Origin of the sequence: Moorena sp. SIO3H5, assembly GCF_010692395.1 — a bacterium.
In the GTDB taxonomy this organism is placed as follows: domain Bacteria; phylum Cyanobacteriota; class Cyanobacteriia; order Cyanobacteriales; family Coleofasciculaceae; genus Moorena.
The window spans coordinates 1-23363 of sequence record NZ_JAAHHS010000042.1 but is presented as its reverse complement, the minus strand read 5'-3'; the positions used below and the strand labels follow the sequence as shown (position 1 = coordinate 23363).

Here is a 23363-nt window from a genome sequence, read left to right as displayed (position 1 = left end):
ATAAGCATCTAAATTTAGAGAATAAAAATTTGATTCATCTCTGATTAATATATCCATAAATACACCTTAATAAGGGTTTATTTTTAATCTAATTAATTCTTTTTTTATGTTCCCGATTCCCGATTCCCGATTCCCGATTCCCTGTTCCCGATTCCCTGCTCCCTGCTCCCTGCTCCCTGCTCCCTAAAAACCAGAAATTTTTACCTCACAAGTTGTAGAATTGCTATATATGATCTCAATAAAGTAAAAAGCATTAGCCAGAATGACTATCGGGATTTGGGTACTAGGGGATCAACTTTGGAATGAACAATCAGCCCTAAAAAGTTGTCAACAAAACCATCAAAATACGCCAGTAATTCTGATTGAATCCCTAAGCTACGTCCAACAAAGACGCTACCACCGCCAAAAACTGGTATTCATTTGGTCAGCCATGCGCCACTTTGCTGAGGAATTACGCCAGCAAGGTTGGCCAGTCAGCTATGAAACAGCGGACAACTTTGAAACGCCTCTCCAAGCCTGGGTCACCAAAAATACGATTACCGAACTACGGGTAATGACGCCCAATGACCGACCCTTTGCAGAAATAATTGGCAACCTAAAACTAAATTGCCAAATTACCTTTATTCCCAACAATCATTTTCTGTGGAGTGAGTCTGATTTTAAAACCTGGGCGAAATCTCAAAAACGTCTAATAATGGAAAACTTTTATCGGGTCGGGCGTAAGCGATTTAATAGTTTGATGGCAGGAAATCAGCCAATTGGTGGCAAATGGAATTTCGATAAACAAAATCGTAAACCCCCAAAACGTAATCTAAATCCACCAGACGCCCTTTGGTTTGAACCCGACTCAATCACCCAAGAAGTGATCAACTCGGTTAATGGTCAAAATTTTCCCACCTACGGAAAAACCGAACCATTCCGTTGGGCGGTCAATCGCCATCAAGCTCTTCAAGTATTAGACTTTTTCCTTCACCATCGCCTACCCAATTTTGGTCCCTATCAAGATGCCATGGTTACCAACGAAGATACCATGTGGCACTCCCTAATTTCCCCTTACCTCAATATCGGCTTACTCCAACCAAAGGAAGTAATTAAAGCAGTGGAGAACGCTTATCACCAAAACCAACTTGACTTAAGCAGCACAGAAGGATTTATTCGTCAAGTGCTGGGTTGGCGAGAATATATGCACGGCATTTATATCTATATGAACCCTGACTACTCCCAAAGCAATTGGTTCAACCACACCCAGCCCCTACCTGACTTTTACTGGCATGCCGAGAAAACAGATATGAACTGTTTACGCCAAATTTTGAGTCAGCTTGAACGCACCGGTTATGCCCATCACATTCAGCGACTGATGGTGTTGAGCAATTTTGCCCTAATTGTTGGAGTTTCCCCTCAAGGGATCGAAGAATGGTTTCATGGAGCCTTTATCGATGCCTATGATTGGGTGATGCAAACCAATGTGATTGGCATGGGTCAGTTTGCCGATGGCGGCATCCTAGCATCCAAACCTTACGCTGCATCAGCTAATTACATCAATAAAATGAGCGACTACTGCAGCAGTTGTGCTTACAATCCTCGGAAACGCACTGGGCCCGGAGCCTGCCCCTTTAATTTCTTCTACTGGGATTTTCTTTGCCGCCACCGTGACCAACTCAAGGCTCAAGGCCGCATGAGTTTAGTGTTGTCTCACTTGGACAAAATCTCTGATCAAGACATACAACAAATTCGTGAAGAAACTTTTAGGTGGCGTAGAGACAATCTACCTGACTATACCACATAATTAGGTTAGAAGCAATTAGTCAGTGGTTAGATTTTTTTTCCTTGTTTTTTCCTTGAGGAGTCAACTCAAGAGTTTGTTAATCAGACTTGGATAATTAATTAGGGGTTTAAATCTATAATTACCCCATCTATGGTCACCAGTTTTCCACCGCCAACGAAACTGTAAGAATTCTTATCGTTTGTCCCAACTTTCCCCCACAGATTCCCCACTGTTTCCACACAGAGCTTCAAGCTTTTCCACAGTTTTCCCATAGTTTTCCACAAGCCTCAACGGTGGCATTAGGTATTCCAGTTTTACTGGGGATTTTCCCGACTTAGTATTACGCAGCAGTTAAGGCCGCAGTTTATGTAAAGTTATGTAACAAAAAAGCGCCTCAAACCCTGATTATTTCGTATACATTTCGGAATTTCAACAAGAGTTGTAATATTTCGCAGCATTGACAAACCCACCCCATTTCAGATGAAAATGGTGCGACCAACCTATAAAAAAATTTGCTCTAAACTAACCTACGCCCACCAGCAGGGGTTAGCACGGACTACCCTACCCGATTTGGGGATAGTTCTTAACTAAAGCAAGGGTGGCATCAAAATTCAGTGCTTCGGTGCTGGCTTGTCTTGGCTTTCTTGTAGCCAAGGCAGTTATCTGAAGTGCTTGAAATCAGGTGGCTTTTTCCAAAAAAACCTTTATATGAAGAGGTGATTATGAACGCAACAGTAAGTATCCTGGCAGAAATCCCCGAAGACCTGCATGAGTCTCTCAAGCGCTACCTAGAAACCCATCCTAGCTGGGACCAAGACCGGGTCTTCGCAGCAGCACTTTCTCTGTTTTTGCTCCAAAATGGTATTGGTAAGACCCCAGAAACGTCCCAGAGTTATCGCGCTTGTGCTCGTGTCTATCTGGAATCCTTATTTCAATATCCTGCTTAATTAATCCGGGATGGGGAAAGGTATAACGTGTTATATATAACGTGTGAAATATAACATGTAAAGTATGACGTGTCAAGTTCAGCACCCATGCTTGCACGGCTTCCCCCTATTCCCCACTCCCCTGTTATGATGTCCGGAAACATCGAGATCATAAACCGTAGGTAATGGGTAACCCATTACCCATTACCCATTACCGAAACGATTTTTGAGTATGAGCACTATCGAAAAAACCGGACAGATTATAATTCCTCAACTGATTGTGGGTTTAGGTAATCCGGAACCCAAATACGATAACACCCGACATAATATCGGTTTTGAAGTGGTAGATGCGATCGCACGTCGATTACAGATTTCAGGGAGCGAACATCGCCGCTTTCAGGGATGGTTTGGTCAAGGAATTGGACTAAAAGGAAATAAGCTAAGCTTGCTTAAGCCTCTTACATACATGAATCGCTCTGGACAAGCAATTCGGGCGGTGACTGATTGGTACAAGCTAACACCTGAGTCAGTCCTGATCATTTATGATGATATGGACTTACCAGTAGGGCGTTTGCGTATGCGCCTTTCCGGTTCAGCGGGAGGACACAATGGGATGAAATCCGCTATTGCCCATCTCGGTACCCAAAACTTCCCTCGCCTGCGGATTGGCATCGGTAAATCCAGTCAGAAGCCAAACACGATCTCCCACGTCCTAGGAAAATTTTCACCCCAGGAAGCTGAGTTAATGTCTGAAGTAGTCCAACTAGCCGTTGAGGCGATTGAACTGTCTCTTAAGCAAGGTGTGGAAAAAGCAATGAGTCTCTACAATAATCGGAATCTAGCAACTGTAGCAAAGGGAACAGGAAGTGGGGAGTAGGCAGTAAGGAAGTCGGGAGTCGGAAAAAATCCTGTGTACCTCATAGGTATGATCAAGGCTATAGTTACAAGCTATAGTTACAAGCTCTAGTTATAGCGCTACGCTATAACTCACATAATCTGATTAAGGCAGGAGATATCAGCTGAGCCAAAGTGTACACTCAAGGCAATATTCAAGTTTTCCAGAGACGGGACTAACCAGGGTACGCTGTTTCTAGTTTCGGACTCGTAGTGGTTAAACAAAATCGAAAATCGCTTTTCTAAATAGGGCTTGACTTTACGGCAGATCAATACTATTTTTAGCAATAGTCCAGTGGTAATGGTGGTTCCTAGATTGGTAATCAAATCAACAAACGTATAGTGATTGGGGCGCTTAGGACTTTCCACCACCAAAAAGTTTAACAATTGACTACAGGTGCGCACCACCATAAATTCATTGGGCCTTTGGTAATCCCATTCAGGCAAGGTGTTTTGCAAATGAGTATACAATCGCTCGTTAAACTGTTGCTTCCCATAGGCTTGGTCAATCGAGGCAATCAAATATTCATATAAATCGTCCTTGAAGTCTTTGAAATAGACTGTGTGCCGACTGTGGGTATGGAAGCTACGAGCAAAATCTCGGTAAGTGTAAGACCCTTGCACTTTGCCAACAAACTGCTTGAGAGCACTGGCCAACTCCCGTTCGGTCAGCAATGTCGGATTTGACACTGGTTGAATAATTCGTTTTGGAGTCGTGATCGAGCGATTTCGCATGACATTGGCGCATCGCACCTGATAGGTTACGTACTTGGATAAATCACACTCAAAGCGCCGTTGAACCCTAGCTTGAACTTGCCGGACAGTTTGCTGATATTCCTGAGAGCTGTCTTCACTGAGTAAGCAATGTTCATATAAGTAAGGATACCGCTGAATCAAGTTTGCCACTCGCTTAGAACCATTAGAGTATTGAGGTGTATCATTCATTACTATAGACAGACGTTGCAAGGTTAGATATTGCTCTGTTCTTTTGAACAGCTGCATTAGTTCCCGCAGGCGTCTAGGAGCCCGAGAGTGAACCCTCAAAGCAGGCGGCACATGATCAAACAAAGCGACCAATTCTTGGACTGCTCTTCTGGTGTGTGGTTTCAGATGCCAGTGATTGATCAAAATATGGCAGCAGCGATTGATCACAAATCGGAACTCTGTCGGAGCCCGCTTATCCATTACTATCTTTTCCAAGGCCAACCAGATGTCAAAATCTTCGTATCCTACTCCATCCAGGAAGAGCCTTTGGAAGCGTTCAACTGATTGCTTTGGTGATTCTACCCTTACCCACTGGAGTAAGTGATTGTAGACTTGCTGCTCTTGCAAGCTAATATGTCGAATTTCCGATTCTTTAGAGTCTCTCCAGGTGGTCACTTTAGGTAGCTCTCCTAGGTGCTAAAGCTAGGGCTCATCAATGGTGGTTGGCTTGAAAAGATGAAAATTCAACTTTAAATGGCTTAGCTAACACAAAGAGAGTTTGGCCTATCACAATTAATCTACAGCGGTAGATATATTCTAATGATCACCTAAACTTGAGGTGAGCTATTATATTATTAGTATATCTTCATCTACTCTTTACCTAATTGTGCAAATGAGTGTAAATTGTGAAAATTAAGTAAAAACAATGTGAAAGTTATTGAATTACCGGAAAAATAGAGCGTTTAGATAAAACAGCACAATTAGGACACTGGGAGAAAAATAAGGTTATGGTGTGTCGGCTTCTTGTAGGAAAATTAGTTGACATTCTCGCCGCCAAGACAGTAGGCATTCCAGAAAAAATCCTGGAAAAGTCATTCACTGGCATTACCACAGATACCCGTCACCTTGAGCCTGGTCAACTATTTTTAGCACTGCGGGGTGAAAAGTTTGATGGTCATGATTATGCCGCTCTGGCTGTAGAGAAGGGGGCATTAGCGGTCATTGCTGAGGCGACTAACGTCAGCCAACTCGAAGGATTGCCCCTGATTCATGTAGAAAATACTCTCAAAGCCTACCAGCAAATTGCTCGGTGGTGGCGTGACCAGTTTCAGATTCCGGTGATTGCTGTCACTGGTTCTGTAGGCAAAACTACCACTAAGGAGCTAATCGCAGCAGTTTTGTCTACTAAAGGCACTGTACTCAAAACCCAGGCCAATTACAACAATGAAATTGGTGTACCCAAAACCTTGCTGGAGTTGGCACCAGACCATGACTATGCTGTAATCGAGATGGCCATGCGTGGTTCAGGACAGATTGCTGAATTGACCGACATCGCCAACCCTACGGTGGGTGTTATTACTAATGTGGGTACAGCTCATATTGGTCTGTTGGGTTCTACGGAAGCGATCGCAAAAGCCAAATGTGAGTTATTAGCCCATATGTCCAACAACGGTGTCGCGGTTCTCAATCACGACAATCAACGCCTAATTGATACCGCAGCTCAGGTTTGGCAAGGGCAAACCATAACCTATGGTTTAGAGGGTGGTGATGTCCAAGGAGAGTTGATTGCACCGGAAATCCTGAAAGTAGAGGGCATGGAGTTTCCTATCCCCCTCCCAGGTCGCCACAATGCCCTGAACTATCTCGGAGCCCTAGCCCTTGGGAAATTATTGGGAGTGGATTGGGAAACCCTCAGGAATGGTTTAAAGGTTGAGCTACCGGCAGGTCGAGCCCAGCGTTATGAGTTACCTAACGATGTAGTGATTCTCGATGAAACCTACAATGCTGGAGTTGAATCGATGGTAGCTGCCCTAGAAATGCTGGCTCAGACTCCTGGCCAACGCCATATAGCAGTACTTGGGGCGATGAAGGAATTGGGCACAAAATCCGGTGAACTTCATCAGCAAGTGGGTCAAAAGGTTGAGCAACTAAATCTAGATGGCTTGCGGATTTTGGTGGATGAAAGTGAGCCAGAAGCAGAAGCGATCGCAACCGGTCTTACTTCCGTGCCAGTTGAGTGTTTTTATGACTCTAATCCTCTAGTCGAACATCTACTGGGGTTTGTCCAACCTGGGGATCGTCTATTGTTTAAAGCCTCCCATTCCGTTGGTCTCGATCAGGTAGTCAAGCAGTTTAAAGCACGATTTTCCGAAGATTGATCTCAACCCAACAAATCTGGGCTTATGCCGAGATTTGCTATAGTTTACCGGTGAAAACTTGCTCAGCTGGCCCAGTCATGTAAACTCGCTGGTCGGTTTCGGACCATTCAATGTCGAGACAACCACCAGGAAGCTCCACGGTACAAATGCGATCGCTGTTGTTAGTTAATACACCAGCCACCACAACAGCACAAGCCCCCGTCCCACAGGCCATAGTTGCCCCAGCACCCCGCTCCCAAACCCGCATCTTGATATAATCGGGACGCACTACTTGGATAAATTCTGTATTGGTTCGTTGGGGGAAAACTGAGTGATGCTCAAACAGTGGACCAATGGTTTCCAGAGGTATGGCATCCGCATCCTCCACAAAGGTAATACAGTGAGGATTCCCCATACTGACACAGGTAACCTCCCATAATTTGTCGGCTATTTCGATCGGGGCATTGATTACCTTTTGGTCAGCCTCTGCCAAAACAGTGGGAATTTGAGCTGCAGTAAGCTGGGGCATGCCCATATCCACCCTGACTTTACCATCGCCCTTGAGTTGAGGAATGATCACCCCAGCCAGGGTATGGATCCGATAGTGGGTTTTGTGATCATCCCCCTCTAAATCAGCCAGAAACTTTGCTAAACAGCGAATCCCATTACCACACATCTCTGGTTCAGAACCATCAGAGTTGAAAATCCGCATCGTATAGTCAGTACCCTCTTGTCCTGGCAGGGCAAAAATCACACCATCTGCACCGATTCCAAAATTGCGATCGCATAGCTGTAGCGCTTGCTCTGAGGTTATTCTGGGTTCCGGGTCATCCCGATTATCAATCAGAATAAAGTTATTCCCCAGTCCATGGTACTTTGTAAACTCCATAGTCAATTCCCTATTAATCGGCTCTGGTGCTATGGTAATTCTTTTGCAGCCTTTTGTTTAAGTTTCGCGAATTTTCGCCGATTTAGCTACCCACTGGTTAAAAGACTTGTTCTAATTATGCTGCCGAAAACGCCAAAAACCCTCCTGGCAAATTATGATTGGTTATGATTGGTAGGGTTCCCACACATCCCACGATTTTTTGTGATTATGGCCCAATTCGATACCGGCTTGCCCAGTATTAGTCAAATTCAAGGCTATATCAAAGACCAACAACTCCTAGAGCTAAAACTTCTCACCGGGGATTCCTTCAGCGGGAAGTTGTGCTGGCAAGATCCAAATTGCCTGTGTCTGATCACTCGAGATCAGCAGACCATCATGATCCCTTATCATGCGATCGCTTATCTAACGCCAGAGGCAGCTCAAGGCTAAAGCTTCAAGGCTGTTGCTCGGATAACGTTCGGTGTAGGTAGACTGAAATGGATTTATTGGTGGATCAAGCTTAACTAAAAACTTGATCCACAACTTCAACCTTTTAGAATTTAGAATTTAGAATTTAGAATTTAGAATTCTGCCTTCTTCATTCTTCATTCTTCATTCTTCATTCTTCATTCTTCATTCTTCATTCTTCATTCTTCATTCTTCATTCTTCATTCTTCATTCTTCATTCTAAATTCTGCCTTCTTCATTCTTCATTCTTCATTCTTCATTCTAAATTCTGCCTTCTTCATTCATACTTTGTACTTTATTTTTGATTTACAGCTTATAGCTGAGTCCAGTCAGTAACAATATAGTTGCGATCATACAGCCCAAGCATCCCAGGGCAAGATTAGTCATATTCGATTGACTTGCTGATGCTAGGGCTGTATTGAGATCCGGTGAAGTTAGACGTTCATAGTTTTTTATTGCCACATTCGCTTCTGGTAAAGAAGAGATCAGACTACCGATAAAATAATGTAAACCTACAAACACTGCTGAGCCCAACCACTGACTTAATACTGAACTATATAGTTCAGTATAGGCCAAGAATAAGGCATTTAAAACATAACATAATACCGTCAGGGATATAGTCCCTAAAAAAAACTTCCACCAGTTTGACTCAAAATCTTCCTCAGTGATATCTTCAAATAATCCTGGGCGCTTCTTTTTCAAGTTATTTTCAAAATACACAAATATCCCAATCCCAATTATACAGATAAACACTCCGATTAATAACCAGTGCCATGTTCTTAATGGGATGTCTTCTGATAAATAATTAAACTGAAAGCCTCCCGTTAGGCACCAATAGGCTATACTGGCAAATCCAAACATAGTTAAAGACATGCTTGAATGCCAAATTACCAACTTCTTTTCACGATTGATTAGAGTAAGTAAATTTAATATTTTATTAAAATCCCTCTTGAAAAACCACTTAACTAAAACAAATAATGGAGCAACAATAAACATAAGATAAATGTTGGCAAAATTGGAGCCTAGTGGGGTAGCTATCCCTCCTAGCCTAGCTAATCCCAGTGAGACAAGCATTAAAAGTAACTCAGGATTGTTGGTACTTGAGTTAATCACCAAGGTGCGTTGCTCGCGCCCTAAATAGTCACCAGCAAGACCCGCTGCACAGCTCACCATCAAATCAGTGGTGTAGGGAATTAACCAAAAGCAAAATGTTACGGCTGTAATTAAAGAAATCACCAGGAATGGGATTTCACCAATGAAGTCATGGAGCTTGATGATCCAACTGTCCATTAATTTAAACCTCGACTTAGTTTGGCAATCGTGAGTTACCCTTAAAAAAAACTATTTCATAGTTTGGTATTGATTGATATAGAGCATCCATCGACCGAATTAGCCTAACCGTTAGTGTGATAGACTATCGACCTTACTTAGATGTCCTTTTATGATGACACCTGACTCAATCTTCTTTGCTCCCGTTCATCTGCAAACTAGATGGAATTGGAAACACACTGGGCTAAATGATAGTCTATGCCCCAGTAGCTAAAGAATAAAAATCTATAGTCGCGCTTTGTATAAGTCAGTGAAATCACTATCCTCTCATGGCTCACTATCAGGGCTAGAGCACTATTCTCCTTCTAGTCTCACCCCACTTCTGAGTGCAAAGCACCTTGCCAAACGCCTGATTACAACGACAGCAATAGCCCTGGCATCGGGTTTTGTAGCCCTGTCCCAACCAGTGCAAGCTTTACAGGTACAAGTTCAACCAGACAATCCCCAGTTAGGCGATACTTTGTCAGTGGTAATTCAAACCGAAACAGTCGGTTCACCACCGACCGTTTCTATGGGTCAAAAGACCTATCCCACCTTTGCAGCAGGGACAAATCGTTATCGAGCTTTAGTACCCACTACCCCATTAGATAAACCAGGAAAATTGGTTTTGCGGGTGGCTGGTGATGGTAAAGTCAACAACATAGCTGTACCACTTCAAAATCGGTCTTTCCCTGTCCAACGCATCCGGCTCTCTGGCAAAGCCTCTGCCCCAGCAACCCAGCTTGAATTAAATCGGGTTGCCCAGTTTAAAAAATTATTGACCCCAGAAAAATTCTGGAATGGTAAATTCTATAGACCCAACAATGCTCGTGTCTCCAGTGTTTTCGGTGTTCGTCGCTACTACAACGGTGTCTATGCTAAAAACTACTACCATCGTGGTGTTGACTATGCCGGTCGCTTCGGTTCACCAGTAGTAGCACCAGCAGCAGGACAGATAGCACTAGTGGGACGAGAGTCTGAAGGTTTCCGGGTTCATGGCAACACCATAGGGATTAACCATGGTCAAGGGGTACTCAGTATCATGCTGCACTTGAGCGAAATTAAAGTTAAAGAGGGGGATTTTGTTCAAGCTGGCCAGGTCATTGGTACCATTGGTTCTACAGGTGCTTCCACTGGTCCTCATCTACATTGGGGTCTCTATGTTCACGGTCAGTCAGTTGACCCGGTACCCTGGAGATGGCAAGGTGTGAATTGACTTGACCAAAAATTTTGGGTCTCAAGCCCCGTCCTTCTAGGACGGCTTTTAAATAGAGTATGTTATAATAAACATGTAGCCTAGTACAGGTAGGATTCGTCGGTACTGCCAATTTAAAAACAACGACGTAAAGCGATACTAGTACACGAGGAGCGAAAAACCTCGCCAAAACGCATGGATCTTAACGGATACCGAAAACCAGTAAAATAGCAAATTGAAATACAAACGTACCGTGGGGCACACGGAAACTGAGAAAACTCAACGCTTAGGGAGATAAGCCCACTGGGGTTAGTTAAATTAGGCTAGGTATTTGGTTTTTAAACGGATATTGGGCTTAAATATTGCCTTTCCTGGATAACTAATTTTAGCGATGCAGCGCGGTCTTGGGGGTTTCCCCCATGAGCGACTGCATCAAGACAAGGCATGTCGATGAACTAAGAATCCCCGCTCTTATAGGGCGGGGAGTGTCAACCCAGCCCATCACTTAAGTGGATCACCTATACAATAACTAAGCCAGCACATTTATTATCATAGATAAAGCTTAAAGGTAAAAGGGAACCGGCAAGAGGGAAAAATTTTCTTTCCTCTTGCCGGTTCCCTATGGGTTAGCTGTTCACTTGTCCTGGTCTTAGGACAAGGGTGGTTATTGACCACTACTCCATAAATTCCTCGTATTTGTAGTTAGTCATGGTATAAAGCCCTATGGCTAACTTACTTTTTTTGATTTTACTAGCAAATCCCACTAATCACTGACTCCGCTTCACGAAATCCCCCAGATTCACCCATCGGTATCAGCTTAATCAGATCAAGACGAAGCTAAATTCCTAGATTATACTATTAATTATTTTGACAATTAAATCAATAGCTATTAAATCTACTCATGAGAATTGAGCAAATTGTAGAAAAAGCCTTGAAAGATGGCTACTTAACTCCCCTGATGGAGAGTGAGGTCGGTCGCCTTTGTGACACAGCTTCGGAACTCTCCATTGAAGAATATATGGCATTAGACAAGCTGATGGGGGCGCTTCTATCTGGTGAGGTGGTTACAGTTGCTCGCAAGCAGTTTATCAATGTCATGGAAGAGTTGGTATTAAGCGAAGCAATTGATCAAGTTACCAAAATAGAAGACAAGAGCGATCGCTTTCTGGAGGTAGGAGATATTGCTGCCTATGCCCTCAATAGACTGCCCCCTCTCTATGCCACTACCGAAAAAGGTGCTCAATACCAGCGTAAAAGAGCAAAGCAAGACCTAATGGATTTAATTAACCATCAAGTCAAGGATGCCATAGCCAAATACCTAGAGCGACCTGATTTTGGCGCTGATCGCCAAGCAATCCGCAAAACAACCAGCAAAGATCTGATGGGACAGATTAGTAACATGTTAGAGGGCTGTGCACCAGGCTTTGAGCCCAAGCCTCAGCGCTCAAATGGATTACATGGATTACGTTGAGTCAGTGTTAACAGGTTATGGTTAAAAAAAAATTTTTAAAGTACAATTTTTTAATTGAGATGTTTAATTTCTCACAATTACTGGTGTTCCTAGACTGACCTGCTCATACAACTGTTTAATATCCTGGTTCAGCATCCGTAAGCAGCCATGGGAAACCGCTGTGCCGATTAGCTCTTCTTCATCAGTGCCATGAAGCCCGATTTGATGGTGTCCGTCAGACCAAAAACCAATCCACCTTTCTCCTAAAGGATTATCAGGTCCAGGAGGTATGAGTTCACCAGTAATCGGTTCTTTCCAAATAGGGTTGGGTTGTTTGCGAATAATTTTGAAACTGCCAGTGGGTGTATCCCAACCGGGTTTACCAATAGCAATTGGGTGGCTCTGGAGCAATTGTTCTCCCCAGTACAAGTAGACCGTAGTATCACTCAAATCCACAACTACCTGGTAAGTAATAGCAGCAATTGCGTCAGTCAGATAAGAGCTTACTGGTAAAACCTTGGGAATTTTTGATTTCAGTCTCTTTGGCGTTACCTGAGGTTCTACCAGATCTGAGGCTGTCTTTTCGGATGACAACGGTGCTAGTTCTGGGTATACTGAAGAGGTTTTTGTCAACGTCTTATCTTTACCGAGTCGTGCTATGGTCAACCGAGAGGTTGCTGGCAAGACCTGGCTAATCTCAGGTGTAAGTTGCTTGAGCTTAAGCTGTGGTAGTGTAGCTGAGATTAACAATCCTGCTGACCCAAAGCAAAAGACCATTAAGGTAGTGTTAATTGAGTGAGAGATGGCCATAATTAATTTAATTAATAGTTAATGAATAATTAATTAATAGTTAATAGTTAATTGGCTGTTTGCTGGCTCAGTCCACTACGAGCGTGAAAATGTAAGATAGACTAGTGCTCGATGAGCGGGAACCAATTGCAGAAGTTGGGAGTCAATGAGAGGAAGAAAGTTTTACAAGCTATTCCAATCATGAGTCAACCAATTTCTCTATCCTGGTCAACAGAGGTAACACTTCCTCAACTGCCGGTGCAACCTGAGAAACTCTCTAACTATGATTTGGTTTTACGCTGTCAGGAAGGAATCAGTCCTGACCGCACAGCCTTTGCTGAGCTACTACGTCGGTATCAGTCCCACGTGGATAAGATTTTGTATCACTTAGCACCAGACTGGCAAGATCGATCCGATTTAGCCCAAGAGGTCTGGATTAGGGTTTACCGTAATATTAAACGACTTAACGAACCAGTCAAGTTCAAAGGTTGGTTAAGCCGTATTGCCACCAATCTGTTCTATGATGAGCTACGCAAACGCAAGCGGGTAGCCCACCCCCTGTCTCTGGATGCACCACGTCACATGGATGATGGCGATATGGATTGGGAAATTGCTTCAGCAGAGCCTGGTCCAGACGAAGATATGACGACCAGAGAGTTTTATGAGCAACTGCACGAGGCAATCTCAGAGTTGCCAGAAGTGTTCCGTACTACCATTATCCTTAGGGAAATCGAAGGTATGGCTTATGAAGAAATTGCCGAAATTACTGGCGCTTCTCTCGGAACCGTTAAGTCTAGAATTGCTAGAGCAAGAGCAAGATTGCAATCTCACCTGCAAGCTTATCTAGATTCCTAAACATCAGTATAGTTACTTAATAATATCTCAAATTTTGACAAGGCTTGCTTAATCATATCTTTATCTAAAGCTCCTGATTGAACCAGACAAGCTTGATCAGATCTTTATCTATTAGCAGGATTTCCTGTATTGGTTATTCCCTTAATATAAAAAATATGGGAGATCTAGTGTGGGGAGTTTACGATGACTCGTTAGTGATGAGAAAATGACCTCTAAATTTAACCCTGATAACACTTATGGGCAGGAATCTGCCAAAGATATGGATTCCCTCAAACGCAATCGCTTTCAATTAATCAGTGCTTACGTTGATGGGGAAGTAACATCAGCAGAGCGCTCTGAAGTGCAGCAGCTATTGGCAACTGACCCAGAGGCCAAACGATTATACAATCGACTGCTGATGCTACGTCAGGCATTCCGAACCATGCCCGTCCCACAAACAGAGCAACCAGCTCAAGAACTGGTACAGCAAGTTTTCTCAAAGATTGACCGCCGCCGGAATCGCCGAAAATTTGTTTGGGGTGGTGCTGCCCTTGCTGCCATGTTTGTCGGTGCAGTTTCGATGATTGTGCCTAATGGCTCGTCACCAGAGCTAAAGATAGCGGAGCAAAAAGAACCCCTCAGGATTGCTGTGAATCGACCGCTGCTAGAGATACCATTAGCTCCAGTGTCATCTCCTAGACCGTCAGGGTTAACACCAGAAGTTAATGGAAATGTCAACAATCTTAATTTGAATTAAATTAAATTGAGATAAATGGTTATTGCCTCAGTTTGGAACTAATCACTATTTAAGTGCGAGCGCTTTTTCATTGTTTACCTTGTAGTTTCCTGATCAACTCATAAAATGGCTCCCAATTATCTTCCTGAGTAATGGGCTCCCAAACTGCTTCAATGACAGGTCTGAGTAAAGCAGTTTGCGGATTCTTATCTCGCAGAAGTGCTGACATATCCTTGAGCTGATCAACTGATAAATTTTGTAAAAGGTGGTGGTATAAATTGCGCCAATCTGCTAGGGATGAATACTGAGCATCTGACTCCCAAAAAGATTCTCGGCTCATTATCTGACTAACATCATCTCGCCAACTCTTATCAAACTGTTGGGCTAATTCAGCAAAGAAAGCGTGATAACCAACCTGAGTATCTTGCAGGAACTGAATCGTTAACCTCAATAACTCTGACTCTTCCGACTCTGGCAACTGTTCAAACCCCAGTTTATTGAGCATCAAGTACCGATAATTGCGGTAATAATGTTTCCCAAACTCGGCTAAAGCTGCTTCCATCTCCGATGTTGGCATTACCATGCCTAACGGTTGCTGAAGCATTTCTAAATTTAACTGACAAATTCCAGGTTGATTGCCGTAACTATAGCGCCTGTAATAGTCAAAGTAAGCAGCGGTAAACTTAGGGTCATAGGTGGGGATAAACGCATATGGTCCATAATCAAAACTTTCGCCAGTAATCGACATATTGTCGGTATTTAAGACAGCGTGACAAAAACCCGCTGCCATCCACTGGGCTGCTAATCGAGCCACTCGTTCCACCAACTCAGCGTAAAACTGAGCATACTGCTCCTGTTTCTTATCCTCCCTGAGGGGGATGATGCTTGGGTAGTACTGCTCAATCACATGGTCTAATAGCTTTTTGATTAAATCCGGACGCTTAAAGTAATGCAGTCGCTCAAAGGTACCAAACCGGATATGGGAACGGCTAAAACGTACTATCACTGATGAGCGAGTTGGAGAAGGTTCATCACCTCGCCACAGTTGCTCACCAGTTTCAATCAGGCTCAGACAACGGGAGGTCAAAACTCCAAGATTGTGCAACGCTTCAGCTGCAAGGACTTCCCGCACCCCTCCTTTGAGGGTCAGTCTACCATCAGCAGTTCGGGAATAAGGTGTGGTGCCAGAGCCTTTGGTACCGAAGTCGTAAAGTTCCCCATCGATACCTCTTACTTGACCATAGAGAAAACCTCTGCCATCCCCTAGTCTAGGGTTATATTCACCAAACTGATAGCCATGGTAGCGCAGGGCTAAAAAGGGTCGAACTCCCTGAAATTTACCGAAAGCTTCGATAAAGTCTTGGTCGTTAGTGTCTTGGGGATTTAATCCAATACGGCGTAGCAATTGGTCGTTACGAAACCGCAGGATATGCCTAGGAAATTCTGCTGCTGCTACTTCGTCAAAATAGTCATATCCCAGGGATTCTAAGGCTGGCTCGTAGTTGAGAGATAGGAACATATCGATCAGGGCTTCTTAGCTCTTAGGGAATAGGTTGACAAAGGAATAGTTTTTTTAGTCACCGCGAAGACCCAAAGAATCACAAACAACCTAAGATTATAAACGAAGGAAGAAAGCAGATTTTATCTAAGATATGCCTAATTCTATAATGTTCCAGGAAGATGGGTATGTAGTTCTCGAAACTAATCAGCCAGAGGTGATTCTGACTCCAATGGAGTTAAAGTCAAAGTTAATGGCAATCTTGGCAAATCGTCAGGATGATTTGCCAAGGGATTTGCAGCATTTGACCTCTTTAGAGGAGCAAGGACAGTATTTGATGGAGACCAGCTGTGAATTAGATGTAGGACCTGGAGAGTATTTACAATGGTATGTAGTCCGCCTCTAAAAACTATACCGACAACAGAACAGCAAAGCTGAGCGCCGATGTCTAGGCAAGAACTCGGCGCTCAGCGTCACGGGGCGGTATATGACCGACTGTTTAAACTGAGAATCCCCGTCTAGGTAACAGCGGGGAGCTTTAAAGGTAAGGTCTTTACACGCTGGTGCTTTCTTCGGGTATTGCCACTAGTGTTACATCCACCTGGTCTTCTTCAAGTTCGGTTAAATCTACTTTAATACCAGGTCCAAAGAATTTTTCCAGTTTTTCCTGCTTTTTGAGCCAAGTCTCAAAAGGAATTAGTGGGGAATCAAATTCGAGAATTAAGGCATAAGCACCATCCACCGACGTTTCTCGTAACCCCATCAACACAGGTCTTTCTTCATCAGTAGGAGATAAACCAAGGCTTTCCAAGGAACTATCTAGATGGGCTTCTTGACCATAGCGATATCGCATTACGTCTTTGCGAATCTGGTTTTGGATTGGGGTGGCGCTTTGCTCTCGCAGCGTCAGGACTTCAGGAATTGTTGGTTTGCTTAATTCCACAGGCTTTAACTCGGCAGCTTTGAGGGCAAGACCTCCTAGTAGAATCGGAATTCCGTAAAAGAATCCCACTAGATTGAGGGTGGCATTATCGGTAGCGTAGGCAACAAAGCCGATTACGGTCAGTAATCCACCAATGACTAGACCTACAGTTCCTAGGGAAGTTCGGGGTAACATTATTTAGCTATGTAACAGAAATAACTCCAGTTTTATTATCCTAGAGTGGTGCTCAAGTCATAAAAGTTGACAAAATGACCAATATATGGGTTAAAGGAAAATTCCTCCACTCCTATCTGCCCTATCCCCCATCTTCCCATCATTACGTGAACCCAATACTGTGATTACTTACTTAAGCGATATTCCCGACTTCAGGCAAGTCAGAATGAAGTAATCAATGCACCAAGTCTTTCTCTTAAATACCTTATTCCCCCTTTTTATGATAAAATCTGATCGTTATCATAAAATTATTGTAGATAAGAGACAGCCAAAATATGGAGTTGGAAAAAATTAAGGAGCGAATTACCTTAATCACGAGTAAACGGGAATCCTTGTTACGGCTTCTGGAGCAACCCGATTTGGGAACCCTCAGAATTGATGTTAATCAGGCTCTGGAAGAACTCGATGACCTAATCGATGAATTTAAGCGTACTTTCCCCGAATAGAAAGGCTAACTGATGCCTAAAAAAATTGGCGTTGCTGATTAATGGAATAACTGAAGGCAATGGATAATTAGGAAATCAGCTGACTATAATTGCATAATTCCTTAGTTTAGCAGCGCCTTATTTTAGTTTTCCTTTCTCAGCTGATTTTAGCTAGTGGTTGTAGACGGTTAACTTTATCCCTCCCCATTTCCCTAACTAAATTAATTAGATCTGAGGTGGCAACATCTTTCCTACAGAAGATATCAACGGGAGCAGTTTGGCTCATCACCTCAATTTGGGGGTCTTCTACTGAAGAGTAGGCAATGATTTTAGTCTCTGGCTCTAGGCTTTTGATCCGGGTGGCTGCACTGAGACCATCCATCATCGGCATTTGCAGATCAAGTACAATCACATCGGGGCGATGGCACTCTACCATATCAATGGCTTCTTTCCCGTTACTAGCAAGAGCAACTATCTCAATATTCTCCTGAGCAGAAAATGCTAACTGAAGGCTATATCGAGTTAATTCATGGTCGTCAACTACAAGAACTCGCAAGGCAGGATGCTGACAGGACAACATAGGAAGAAACTAATCATTGTTTGACTTTATTCAGTCTAGTAAGTTAGATTGTAACATTTTATCTACCTATCGAAATAATCAACTCATCATTTCATGAAATTATTACATTGACTACAATATCAATTTACATTGATACTTGACATCTCCCCCGGTTGAAACACGGGGGATTCTATGAGGTTGTTACGCAGCAGGTTTAAACCGTGCTGCTATCGCCGTTCGCGCAGCGTGGCCTACGGCCACAGGCGACGCTTTCGGCTTTCGCCGACGCTACGCGAACGCGAACACTTCTCATCCGGTATGATTTATTCAGAGATTTGAAAATGTCGTACCGGTGCGGGAGTGTCAATGCTCCCCTACTCACCTTGGTTAGATCAAGACCTAACTGTGTGGCTACTTTTTTGGCGATATTACTCGCGCCATTGCAGTCTGCGTTAATTAGATGACCTTTGGAAGATTTATACAACCCGCGTCGCACCCTTTTTCCCGACGGTGTCCATCCTTGGGGTTTTTCACCATGTCTTGGGAGGCTGTCGTCGTCAAGGTAAGACGCTTTGCTTGTGTACGCTTCTTCGGTGACTGTCAGTCTAATTCCGTACTCGGGACAAAGCTGTTTTAGTCGTTCAATCAATCTTTTGGTGGGAATGACTACAAAGTTCTGATTCCCCCGTTTGCCCATATTTGAGGAGTCTTTTTGGCGCTCGTTCCAGCCAATGATCAGGTTTCCAACACAATCATGAAGACACCGGTTAATTATAAACCTAGCGGCTTTATTGATTGCATCCCGCATCTGATTATTGCGTTTCCTCTGGACACGATCCAGGTTGCTGTCCCAGTAAAATTCCGGTTTACCGGCTTTGTACTTAGCAACTAACCGAGCGTAACCCTGATTCATTGATTTGAGTCTGCGACCATCAATGATCAAGCTTTTCCCGTGGGTCGAAACACCAGTTAACCAATTATCACCACCATGATCAAAACTCCATGCTTGGGAATAATCTAAGCTGGGGTTATGTTCAACGGGTTGCTTACCATCATCAATTACCCAGTCAATCCACAATTGACCCAAGTATGGGCGAACAGTAACCTCTTTAACCCAGTCTGGATCTACAAACTCTGGAAGTTCTAGAACTATTTCTGTGAGCAGTTCTGGTTTACTCTCTTTGCTAACAGATGGGTAAAATAAACCGTTTTTATAGGTAAGAGCTTGTCGTGGAAATGTTACAGCAGCTAGACCACCTTTCTGGCGATACCTCAAAAGTCTCGGCCTATCCACTTGCCCTTTATAGTAAAGCCCGACTAACTGGTTATAACTACTGATTGACTCCGCTACAGATTTAAGAGTTTGCTGCGCAGACTGAGCTGCCATAGCTTTGTAATGAGGATTGTCCTTGAGGTCTCTGCACAGTTCAGGGTATTTTGTACCGCATTTATAGGTCTTCCAGCCGTATCTAAGGTCGTCTCCCTTCCAGTAAGTTGTAAAAGCATCTGATTGCTGTTCTAGCCAATTATAATGCTTTTGTTTGGCGTGATAGACAGCACAATTCCATAGATTATTAGCTTGTTGGCACTGGAACAACCAAAAGAGATTATCTTCATCTGTAAATGTCGCTTTTATTGGAATAGTTTTATACATGATGCTGCTATCACCTCCTTATAGATATTATGACATATTTAAAAATAAAAAGTATCCTTGTTTATGGACACAACGGGATAAATCCCGCCGCGTCCGTTTCATCCCGGAGACGAAACCTGTTTATTAGGGCAGTCTTAGAACAATAACCATTACCCTTTAACTCATAGCCTGCCGACTATAAAGACTGCCCTATTCTTGCGGTAACTTCTAACCCTCCTTAAAACAGAGGAGCTCTCACGTTCCCGGTTTTTTTGGTAGAACCTGATCTGACATACTATCGACCCTCCCACCCCCCTATCATATCAATTTAGGTTTAATACCCATAATCAAAATGTCAGACCCAGGCACCGGGAAATCTAGAGATGGGCAGATGGGCAGATGGGCACATGGACAGATTTTTATTATTAATCGTGTGTCCGAACAGTTAAAACTTGGGGGGGTGTCGAGTCTGGTGGATAGAGAAAATCCACTTGCACCAGCCGTTGCTCAAGGGGTGGCATCTGCAACCTCACTAGGGTATCCCCCTGCTCTCCACGCCGTTGTACCAAATGCACATAGCGCGTCCGAGGTAAACCTTCATCATCCTTATAGCTCAATTGCACTGTCCCCCGGAAGAATATTTGCTTAGCTGGTGCCTTTAAAAACCTTAATCCTCCCTGGATTTGATCTTGTTTAATTGGTGTCTCAAGAGCCAGGGTGACCGTTTGAGTATCCCTGGTGGGATTAATCAGTGGCAAGGTCAGGCTGTATTGCACCCCATAGTTACCATGGGCAAAATAGGCGGTATCTGGATAACGGACTAACATCGGCGCACTCTGAATTTGACCAGTACCTAATCTGCCGTGATGGAGGGTACTCAGTCCGTAGGAAAAAGCTTTTCCCGGTTGCGGAATAGTTAGAGATTGAGCAGTAGGATTATCCACTAACTGAGCTTGCCATCTAGAGCCTCGGGCTACTCCTGCCACTCGACCGTAGATAATTGAACCAGTAGTAGCCATCGGATCAGTCGGGGCGCGATCGCGTGGTCCAGCTAACTCTCCTTGCTCTAATAAATCCTGCCATTGAGCTATAGTAGGAGAGCGTTCATTGCCATCACTATCTATAGGTGCATACTGGGCAAGACTAGCGGCATATACCTTTCCATCACTGTATAACCGCATCAAAGTTGAGCGACCATTAATCGGTGGTGTCAAGGTTCGCACTGGAATTGGGAGATTCAGCAACATGCGGCTTTGCTGAGCCTGAATCACCAATTGGGCAGGAAATCCGTCTTGCCTACCTCCACGGAGGATATCACTCATGACTCGGCTACCAGGCCCAGCGTAAACTCTACCGGAAGAATTATCTACTTGGGAGGGTAATTCGATAAATGGTGCATCAGGCTGACTCAGGTAACTAGCTGCCTCAATAATATCTACTGTTACTGGTTCTTTGCCCGGATTATGGAGGATAATCCCCAGATAGAGGGTGCGCAAATCATCTAGGGTGGGTGCTTTGGCAACATGGTGGGCAAAGATATCAAAGCGCCCCTGAAATGGAAAGTTTAGGTGAGCCCCTGGATTGGATTTGTCAGAAGGGGGAAATGTGGACAGTAAAATTCCTTCAGTCTGTACTAGTTCGGGACTGTTGCTGTTAAATACGGGTACATTATCTAGTTGTCCTGGTAGAGGGCGTATTTCTTGGAGTTGCACGATTTCTACTTGAGGTGTTGGTGCTGGGGTGGCTTGAGCCAGGGTGAAATTTAGTAAAAATGGCAGCATGGATAATGGGGTTTTAGTTAAACCAAAATTGGTTAAACCACAAAAACGTGAACAGGCCAAGATTTTGATAAAGGTGCCATCTGCTAAATTCAGAAACTCTGTTAGTTACAGGTGTTTAGTTACAGGTGTTGGCTAGCTGGGAATTCTGAGTTTTAGTGATGCCAGCTGGAATTTTCCAGTATGGCATGGGAAAACATTGAATCGATAACTATGACTTTTCTTTACCATCAAGTTTCCCTTGCCCAACTTTCTACCAAGGCACGTTCTGATCGCACACGCTGGCAGTCAGGAACTGAATTACCTATGGTTACCTATGGGGAAGTGTCTCTTGGTTTTATTGTCCCTCTCGAAATTCTAACTGCTTTGCCCACTGAAGCGGTGGCTGGCATGCCCCTAAAAGAACTACAGCGTTGGCTGTTTAGAAATCGGCAAGGATGGCTGGAAGGGATTATGGATGCTTTGACTCTCACTTACAAAAAACAGGAGGTACTGGGGTTGCTCCACCCTCGCTACTCAGATCAGTTATCAAAGCTGGTCAGAAGTAGACGATCCGCGTGAGGGACGTGAGTATTTCAAGAAAATCCCACATGAGCAGCAACACGCAAACGCGCCCCGCGTGGCCTACGGTCAAACGCGCCCCGCGTGGCCTACGGCCAATCGCATTTTTAGGTGTTGCCTATTTGCGTTACAATATCACAATTTATGATCAATTTATGACAAATTTATGACTTCCCTCTCCCAGTTTATTCCCCCTGTTAAACCTTTTAAACTAGTTCAAATAACTAGTTATTTAAACTAGTTATCATACTCAGCAAAATACCCATGTTTACGGAGATAAAAAGGACTCCATAGACTACTCATAAACAACTCCATTTGGCAAGCTGCAATTAAATCCGACTGGATAGAACCACCGTGCTTGAGCCAATGAAAGGTAATTTTGCGCAAATCGTTAGTCATGTAAGCCAGAGTTGCAAACGGTCTTAGCCAAGGTTTTACACTCAACATCCTGGTCACATGACGACTTAAACCAATCCCACGGAAAAACGGAATTAAATACTCACGTCTCAGACGCCAGCTAGGGATTTTGTGCTCAATTTCCATAGCAGGATTGTACCATATTTCCCAGCCCTTAGCTTGGATACGAGACAGCATCTCTAAATCTTCCCCAGTTAACATACTGCTCTTAGTTCGCCCAGTCAAAATAGGCCGAGAGGGCATACTCTCTAACCAAGCTTGTTTTCGCACAACCAACCCAGCTGAAGGTGGTAGTAATTTTTTGTGAGGTTCATAAAGTAATGGCTCACAACCACGTTCAGTGATTGCTAAAAAAGGCGCAAGTTTATCAAAATTTGCTGGAGGAGTGACTTCAAAAACACCATGGATTTGACTACCATAAGCACCAGAAGTAGGGTGAGATTTGCCAAAGGCATAAGCAGCAGCTATCCAAGACATTGATGGAATCGTGTCATCGTCTAGGAAGCCCACTAGTTCACCTGTAGCTTCCTGAATGGCACGGCATCTGGCATAAGCTGCCCCTTGTTTAGGTTCAAAACAATACCTCAAGGGATATTGCGTTGGCCAATTGGCTTGATAAGCCTCAACAAGCTTAGCAGTCCCGTCAGTGCTGTTGTTGTCAATAACAATAACTTCCCAGTTCAGTTGGTCTTGCTGGCAACAGTCTCGCAGTCGATCTAAGACTTCTGGTAGACGCTTCTGACCGTTGTATGTTGGGATGGCAACAGTTAACTCAATAACCATATTTTTTTTCCAGTGTAGAAAAATGACCCTAACTAATTATTATTGTGAATATTCCCAAGTGTTGAACAAAATTATCTCTCTCTGAGGGTAGAAATTGTTATTGTTTTAGGAAATTTTACCGATACTTTAAACGGTAAGCTTATCCACTAGGCGTCAACAAAAAATTCTCTGTCCTCGTCGTCAGAGTACACGAATATGTCTCCGTCGCTATGAAAGTAAACAACATCATCTCCGTTTGTAAACGCTAGGATATTAGAA

The 23363-nt window shown here is 43.7% G+C and carries 23 protein-coding genes; 12 read left to right on the top strand and 11 right to left on the bottom strand.

Going from position 1 to position 23363, the window contains the following annotated elements; translation table 11 throughout:
• Positions 1 to 262 precede the first annotated feature (262 nt).
• A complete protein-coding gene (locus F6K52_RS07455; RefSeq protein WP_293075908.1) occupies positions 263 to 1786 on the top strand; it encodes a cryptochrome/photolyase family protein in 1524 nt (507 codons plus the stop codon).
• Positions 1787 to 1884: 98 nt separating this feature from the next.
• On the opposite strand, the gene F6K52_RS07450 is transcribed toward F6K52_RS07455, so the two are convergent.
• On the bottom strand, positions 1885 to 2037 hold the full coding sequence (locus F6K52_RS07450; RefSeq protein ID WP_293075907.1) for a hypothetical protein: 153 nt from the start codon (positions 2035 to 2037) through the stop codon (positions 1885 to 1887).
• Between the two features lie 450 nt (positions 2038 to 2487).
• Between F6K52_RS07450 and F6K52_RS07445 the strand changes: the two genes are divergently transcribed.
• Together F6K52_RS07445 and pth are read left to right on the top strand one after the other, a co-directional pair.
• Positions 2488 to 2712 carry a DUF2811 domain-containing protein gene (locus tag F6K52_RS07445; RefSeq protein ID WP_070391159.1) on the top strand — a complete coding sequence of 75 codons (225 nt, stop codon included), beginning with the start codon at positions 2488 to 2490 and terminating at the stop codon, positions 2710 to 2712.
• A 211-nt stretch (positions 2713 to 2923) separates the two neighbouring features.
• Entirely contained in the window at positions 2924 to 3568 is a 645-nt protein-coding gene (gene pth, locus F6K52_RS07440; protein ID WP_293075906.1) for an aminoacyl-tRNA hydrolase, read from the top strand.
• 110 nt (positions 3569 to 3678) lie between these two features.
• Here the strand turns inward: pth and F6K52_RS07435 are convergent, their stop codons facing one another.
• Positions 3679 to 4965, bottom strand: a complete 1287-nt coding sequence (locus F6K52_RS07435; protein ID WP_293075905.1) for a hypothetical protein — start codon at positions 4963 to 4965, stop codon at positions 3679 to 3681.
• A gap of 332 nt (positions 4966 to 5297) precedes the next feature.
• Here F6K52_RS07435 and murF point away from each other — a divergent pair, with 332 nt between their 5' ends.
• Entirely contained in the window at positions 5298 to 6668 is a 1371-nt protein-coding gene (gene murF, locus F6K52_RS07430; protein WP_293075904.1) for a UDP-N-acetylmuramoyl-tripeptide--D-alanyl-D-alanine ligase, read from the top strand.
• Positions 6669 to 6705: 37 nt separating this feature from the next.
• On the opposite strand, the gene dapF is transcribed toward murF, so the two are convergent.
• Complete coding sequence (dapF, locus tag F6K52_RS07425; RefSeq protein WP_293075902.1) at positions 6706 to 7542, bottom strand: diaminopimelate epimerase; 837 nt, start codon at positions 7540 to 7542, stop codon at positions 6706 to 6708.
• A 201-nt stretch (positions 7543 to 7743) separates the two neighbouring features.
• Between dapF and F6K52_RS07420 the strand changes: the two genes are divergently transcribed.
• Positions 7744 to 7965, top strand: a complete 222-nt coding sequence (locus F6K52_RS07420; RefSeq protein WP_293075900.1) for an RNA-binding protein hfq — start codon at positions 7744 to 7746, stop codon at positions 7963 to 7965.
• 324 nt (positions 7966 to 8289) lie between these two features.
• Here the strand turns inward: F6K52_RS07420 and F6K52_RS07415 are convergent, their stop codons facing one another.
• Positions 8290 to 9273, bottom strand: coding sequence for a hypothetical protein (locus tag F6K52_RS07415; RefSeq protein WP_293075898.1), 984 nt, complete (start codon positions 9271 to 9273; stop codon positions 8290 to 8292).
• Between the two features lie 289 nt (positions 9274 to 9562).
• Here F6K52_RS07415 and F6K52_RS07410 point away from each other — a divergent pair, with 289 nt between their 5' ends.
• Together F6K52_RS07410 and F6K52_RS07405 are read left to right on the top strand one after the other, a co-directional pair.
• Positions 9563 to 10507, top strand: coding sequence for a M23 family metallopeptidase (locus F6K52_RS07410; protein WP_293075896.1), 945 nt, complete (start codon positions 9563 to 9565; stop codon positions 10505 to 10507).
• 880 nt (positions 10508 to 11387) lie between these two features.
• Positions 11388 to 11957 (top strand): late competence development ComFB family protein, encoded by a 570-nt coding sequence (locus tag F6K52_RS07405; protein WP_293075894.1) that lies wholly within the window; start codon positions 11388 to 11390, stop codon positions 11955 to 11957.
• 63 nt (positions 11958 to 12020) lie between these two features.
• On the opposite strand, the gene F6K52_RS07400 is transcribed toward F6K52_RS07405, so the two are convergent.
• On the bottom strand, positions 12021 to 12746 hold the full coding sequence (locus F6K52_RS07400; RefSeq protein WP_293075892.1) for a L,D-transpeptidase: 726 nt from the start codon (positions 12744 to 12746) through the stop codon (positions 12021 to 12023).
• Between the two features lie 180 nt (positions 12747 to 12926).
• Between F6K52_RS07400 and F6K52_RS07395 the strand changes: the two genes are divergently transcribed.
• Both F6K52_RS07395 and F6K52_RS07390 read left to right on the top strand, forming a co-directional pair.
• Positions 12927 to 13580: a sigma-70 family RNA polymerase sigma factor gene (locus tag F6K52_RS07395; protein ID WP_293075944.1), complete on the top strand. Its 654-nt coding sequence runs from the start codon at positions 12927 to 12929 to the stop codon at positions 13578 to 13580.
• Between the two features lie 205 nt (positions 13581 to 13785).
• Positions 13786 to 14316, top strand: coding sequence for a Fis family transcriptional regulator (locus F6K52_RS07390; RefSeq protein WP_293075890.1), 531 nt, complete (start codon positions 13786 to 13788; stop codon positions 14314 to 14316).
• Between the two features lie 67 nt (positions 14317 to 14383).
• On the opposite strand, the gene F6K52_RS07385 is transcribed toward F6K52_RS07390, so the two are convergent.
• Positions 14384 to 15823 (bottom strand): YdiU family protein, encoded by a 1440-nt coding sequence (locus F6K52_RS07385; protein WP_364416505.1) that lies wholly within the window; start codon positions 15821 to 15823, stop codon positions 14384 to 14386.
• A 124-nt stretch (positions 15824 to 15947) separates the two neighbouring features.
• Between F6K52_RS07385 and F6K52_RS07380 the strand changes: the two genes are divergently transcribed.
• Positions 15948 to 16199, top strand: coding sequence for a chlororespiratory reduction protein 7 (locus F6K52_RS07380; RefSeq protein WP_044495296.1), 252 nt, complete (start codon positions 15948 to 15950; stop codon positions 16197 to 16199).
• Positions 16200 to 16346: 147 nt separating this feature from the next.
• Here the strand turns inward: F6K52_RS07380 and F6K52_RS07375 are convergent, their stop codons facing one another.
• Complete coding sequence (locus F6K52_RS07375) at positions 16347 to 16910, bottom strand: DUF2854 domain-containing protein (protein WP_293075886.1); 564 nt, start codon at positions 16908 to 16910, stop codon at positions 16347 to 16349.
• Between the two features lie 314 nt (positions 16911 to 17224).
• Here F6K52_RS07375 and F6K52_RS07370 point away from each other — a divergent pair, with 314 nt between their 5' ends.
• Positions 17225 to 17395: a hypothetical protein gene (locus F6K52_RS07370; protein ID WP_165691818.1), complete on the top strand. Its 171-nt coding sequence runs from the start codon at positions 17225 to 17227 to the stop codon at positions 17393 to 17395.
• Positions 17396 to 17531: 136 nt separating this feature from the next.
• On the opposite strand, the gene F6K52_RS07365 is transcribed toward F6K52_RS07370, so the two are convergent.
• The 3 genes from F6K52_RS07365 to F6K52_RS07355 form a co-directional block, all read right to left on the bottom strand.
• The gene (locus F6K52_RS07365) at positions 17532 to 17954 is read right to left on the bottom strand and encodes a response regulator transcription factor (protein WP_293075884.1); all 423 of its coding nucleotides are present in this window, start codon (positions 17952 to 17954) and stop codon (positions 17532 to 17534) included.
• 193 nt (positions 17955 to 18147) lie between these two features.
• Positions 18148 to 19587: a transposase gene (locus F6K52_RS07360; RefSeq protein ID WP_293075882.1), complete on the bottom strand. Its 1440-nt coding sequence runs from the start codon at positions 19585 to 19587 to the stop codon at positions 18148 to 18150.
• Positions 19588 to 19991: 404 nt separating this feature from the next.
• Positions 19992 to 21347: a DUF3370 domain-containing protein gene (locus F6K52_RS07355; RefSeq protein ID WP_293075880.1), complete on the bottom strand. Its 1356-nt coding sequence runs from the start codon at positions 21345 to 21347 to the stop codon at positions 19992 to 19994.
• Positions 21348 to 21557: 210 nt separating this feature from the next.
• Between F6K52_RS07355 and F6K52_RS07350 the strand changes: the two genes are divergently transcribed.
• Complete coding sequence (locus F6K52_RS07350; protein WP_293075878.1) at positions 21558 to 21905, top strand: hypothetical protein; 348 nt, start codon at positions 21558 to 21560, stop codon at positions 21903 to 21905.
• A gap of 237 nt (positions 21906 to 22142) precedes the next feature.
• On the opposite strand, the gene hpsE is transcribed toward F6K52_RS07350, so the two are convergent.
• Complete coding sequence (hpsE, locus tag F6K52_RS07345; protein WP_293075876.1) at positions 22143 to 23105, bottom strand: hormogonium polysaccharide biosynthesis glycosyltransferase HpsE; 963 nt, start codon at positions 23103 to 23105, stop codon at positions 22143 to 22145.
• Positions 23106 to 23363 lie beyond the last annotated feature (258 nt).

Coding starts and splice junctions, on each gene's coding strand:
- F6K52_RS07455 (WP_293075908.1), top strand. CDS start 263: ATGACTATCGGGATTTGGGTACTAGGGGATCAACTTTGGAATGAACAA.
- F6K52_RS07450 (WP_293075907.1), bottom strand. CDS start 2,037: ATGGGAAAACTGTGGAAAAGCTTGAAGCTCTGTGTGGAAACAGTGGGG.
- F6K52_RS07445 (WP_070391159.1), top strand. CDS start 2,488: ATGAACGCAACAGTAAGTATCCTGGCAGAAATCCCCGAAGACCTGCAT.
- pth (WP_293075906.1), top strand. CDS start 2,924: ATGAGCACTATCGAAAAAACCGGACAGATTATAATTCCTCAACTGATT.
- murF (WP_293075904.1), top strand. CDS start 5,298: ATGGTGTGTCGGCTTCTTGTAGGAAAATTAGTTGACATTCTCGCCGCC.
- F6K52_RS07420 (WP_293075900.1), top strand. CDS start 7,744: ATGGCCCAATTCGATACCGGCTTGCCCAGTATTAGTCAAATTCAAGGC.
- F6K52_RS07415 (WP_293075898.1), bottom strand. CDS start 9,273: ATGGACAGTTGGATCATCAAGCTCCATGACTTCATTGGTGAAATCCCA.
- F6K52_RS07405 (WP_293075894.1), top strand. CDS start 11,388: ATGAGAATTGAGCAAATTGTAGAAAAAGCCTTGAAAGATGGCTACTTA.
- F6K52_RS07400 (WP_293075892.1), bottom strand. CDS start 12,746: ATGGCCATCTCTCACTCAATTAACACTACCTTAATGGTCTTTTGCTTT.
- F6K52_RS07395 (WP_293075944.1), top strand. CDS start 12,927: ATGAGTCAACCAATTTCTCTATCCTGGTCAACAGAGGTAACACTTCCT.
- F6K52_RS07390 (WP_293075890.1), top strand. CDS start 13,786: ATGACCTCTAAATTTAACCCTGATAACACTTATGGGCAGGAATCTGCC.
- F6K52_RS07380 (WP_044495296.1), top strand. CDS start 15,948: ATGCCTAATTCTATAATGTTCCAGGAAGATGGGTATGTAGTTCTCGAA.
- F6K52_RS07375 (WP_293075886.1), bottom strand. CDS start 16,910: ATGTTACCCCGAACTTCCCTAGGAACTGTAGGTCTAGTCATTGGTGGA.
- F6K52_RS07370 (WP_165691818.1), top strand. CDS start 17,225: ATGGAGTTGGAAAAAATTAAGGAGCGAATTACCTTAATCACGAGTAAA.
- F6K52_RS07365 (WP_293075884.1), bottom strand. CDS start 17,954: ATGTTGTCCTGTCAGCATCCTGCCTTGCGAGTTCTTGTAGTTGACGAC.
- F6K52_RS07360 (WP_293075882.1), bottom strand. CDS start 19,587: ATGTATAAAACTATTCCAATAAAAGCGACATTTACAGATGAAGATAAT.
- F6K52_RS07355 (WP_293075880.1), bottom strand. CDS start 21,347: ATGCTGCCATTTTTACTAAATTTCACCCTGGCTCAAGCCACCCCAGCA.
- F6K52_RS07350 (WP_293075878.1), top strand. CDS start 21,558: ATGACTTTTCTTTACCATCAAGTTTCCCTTGCCCAACTTTCTACCAAG.
- hpsE (WP_293075876.1), bottom strand. CDS start 23,105: ATGGTTATTGAGTTAACTGTTGCCATCCCAACATACAACGGTCAGAAG.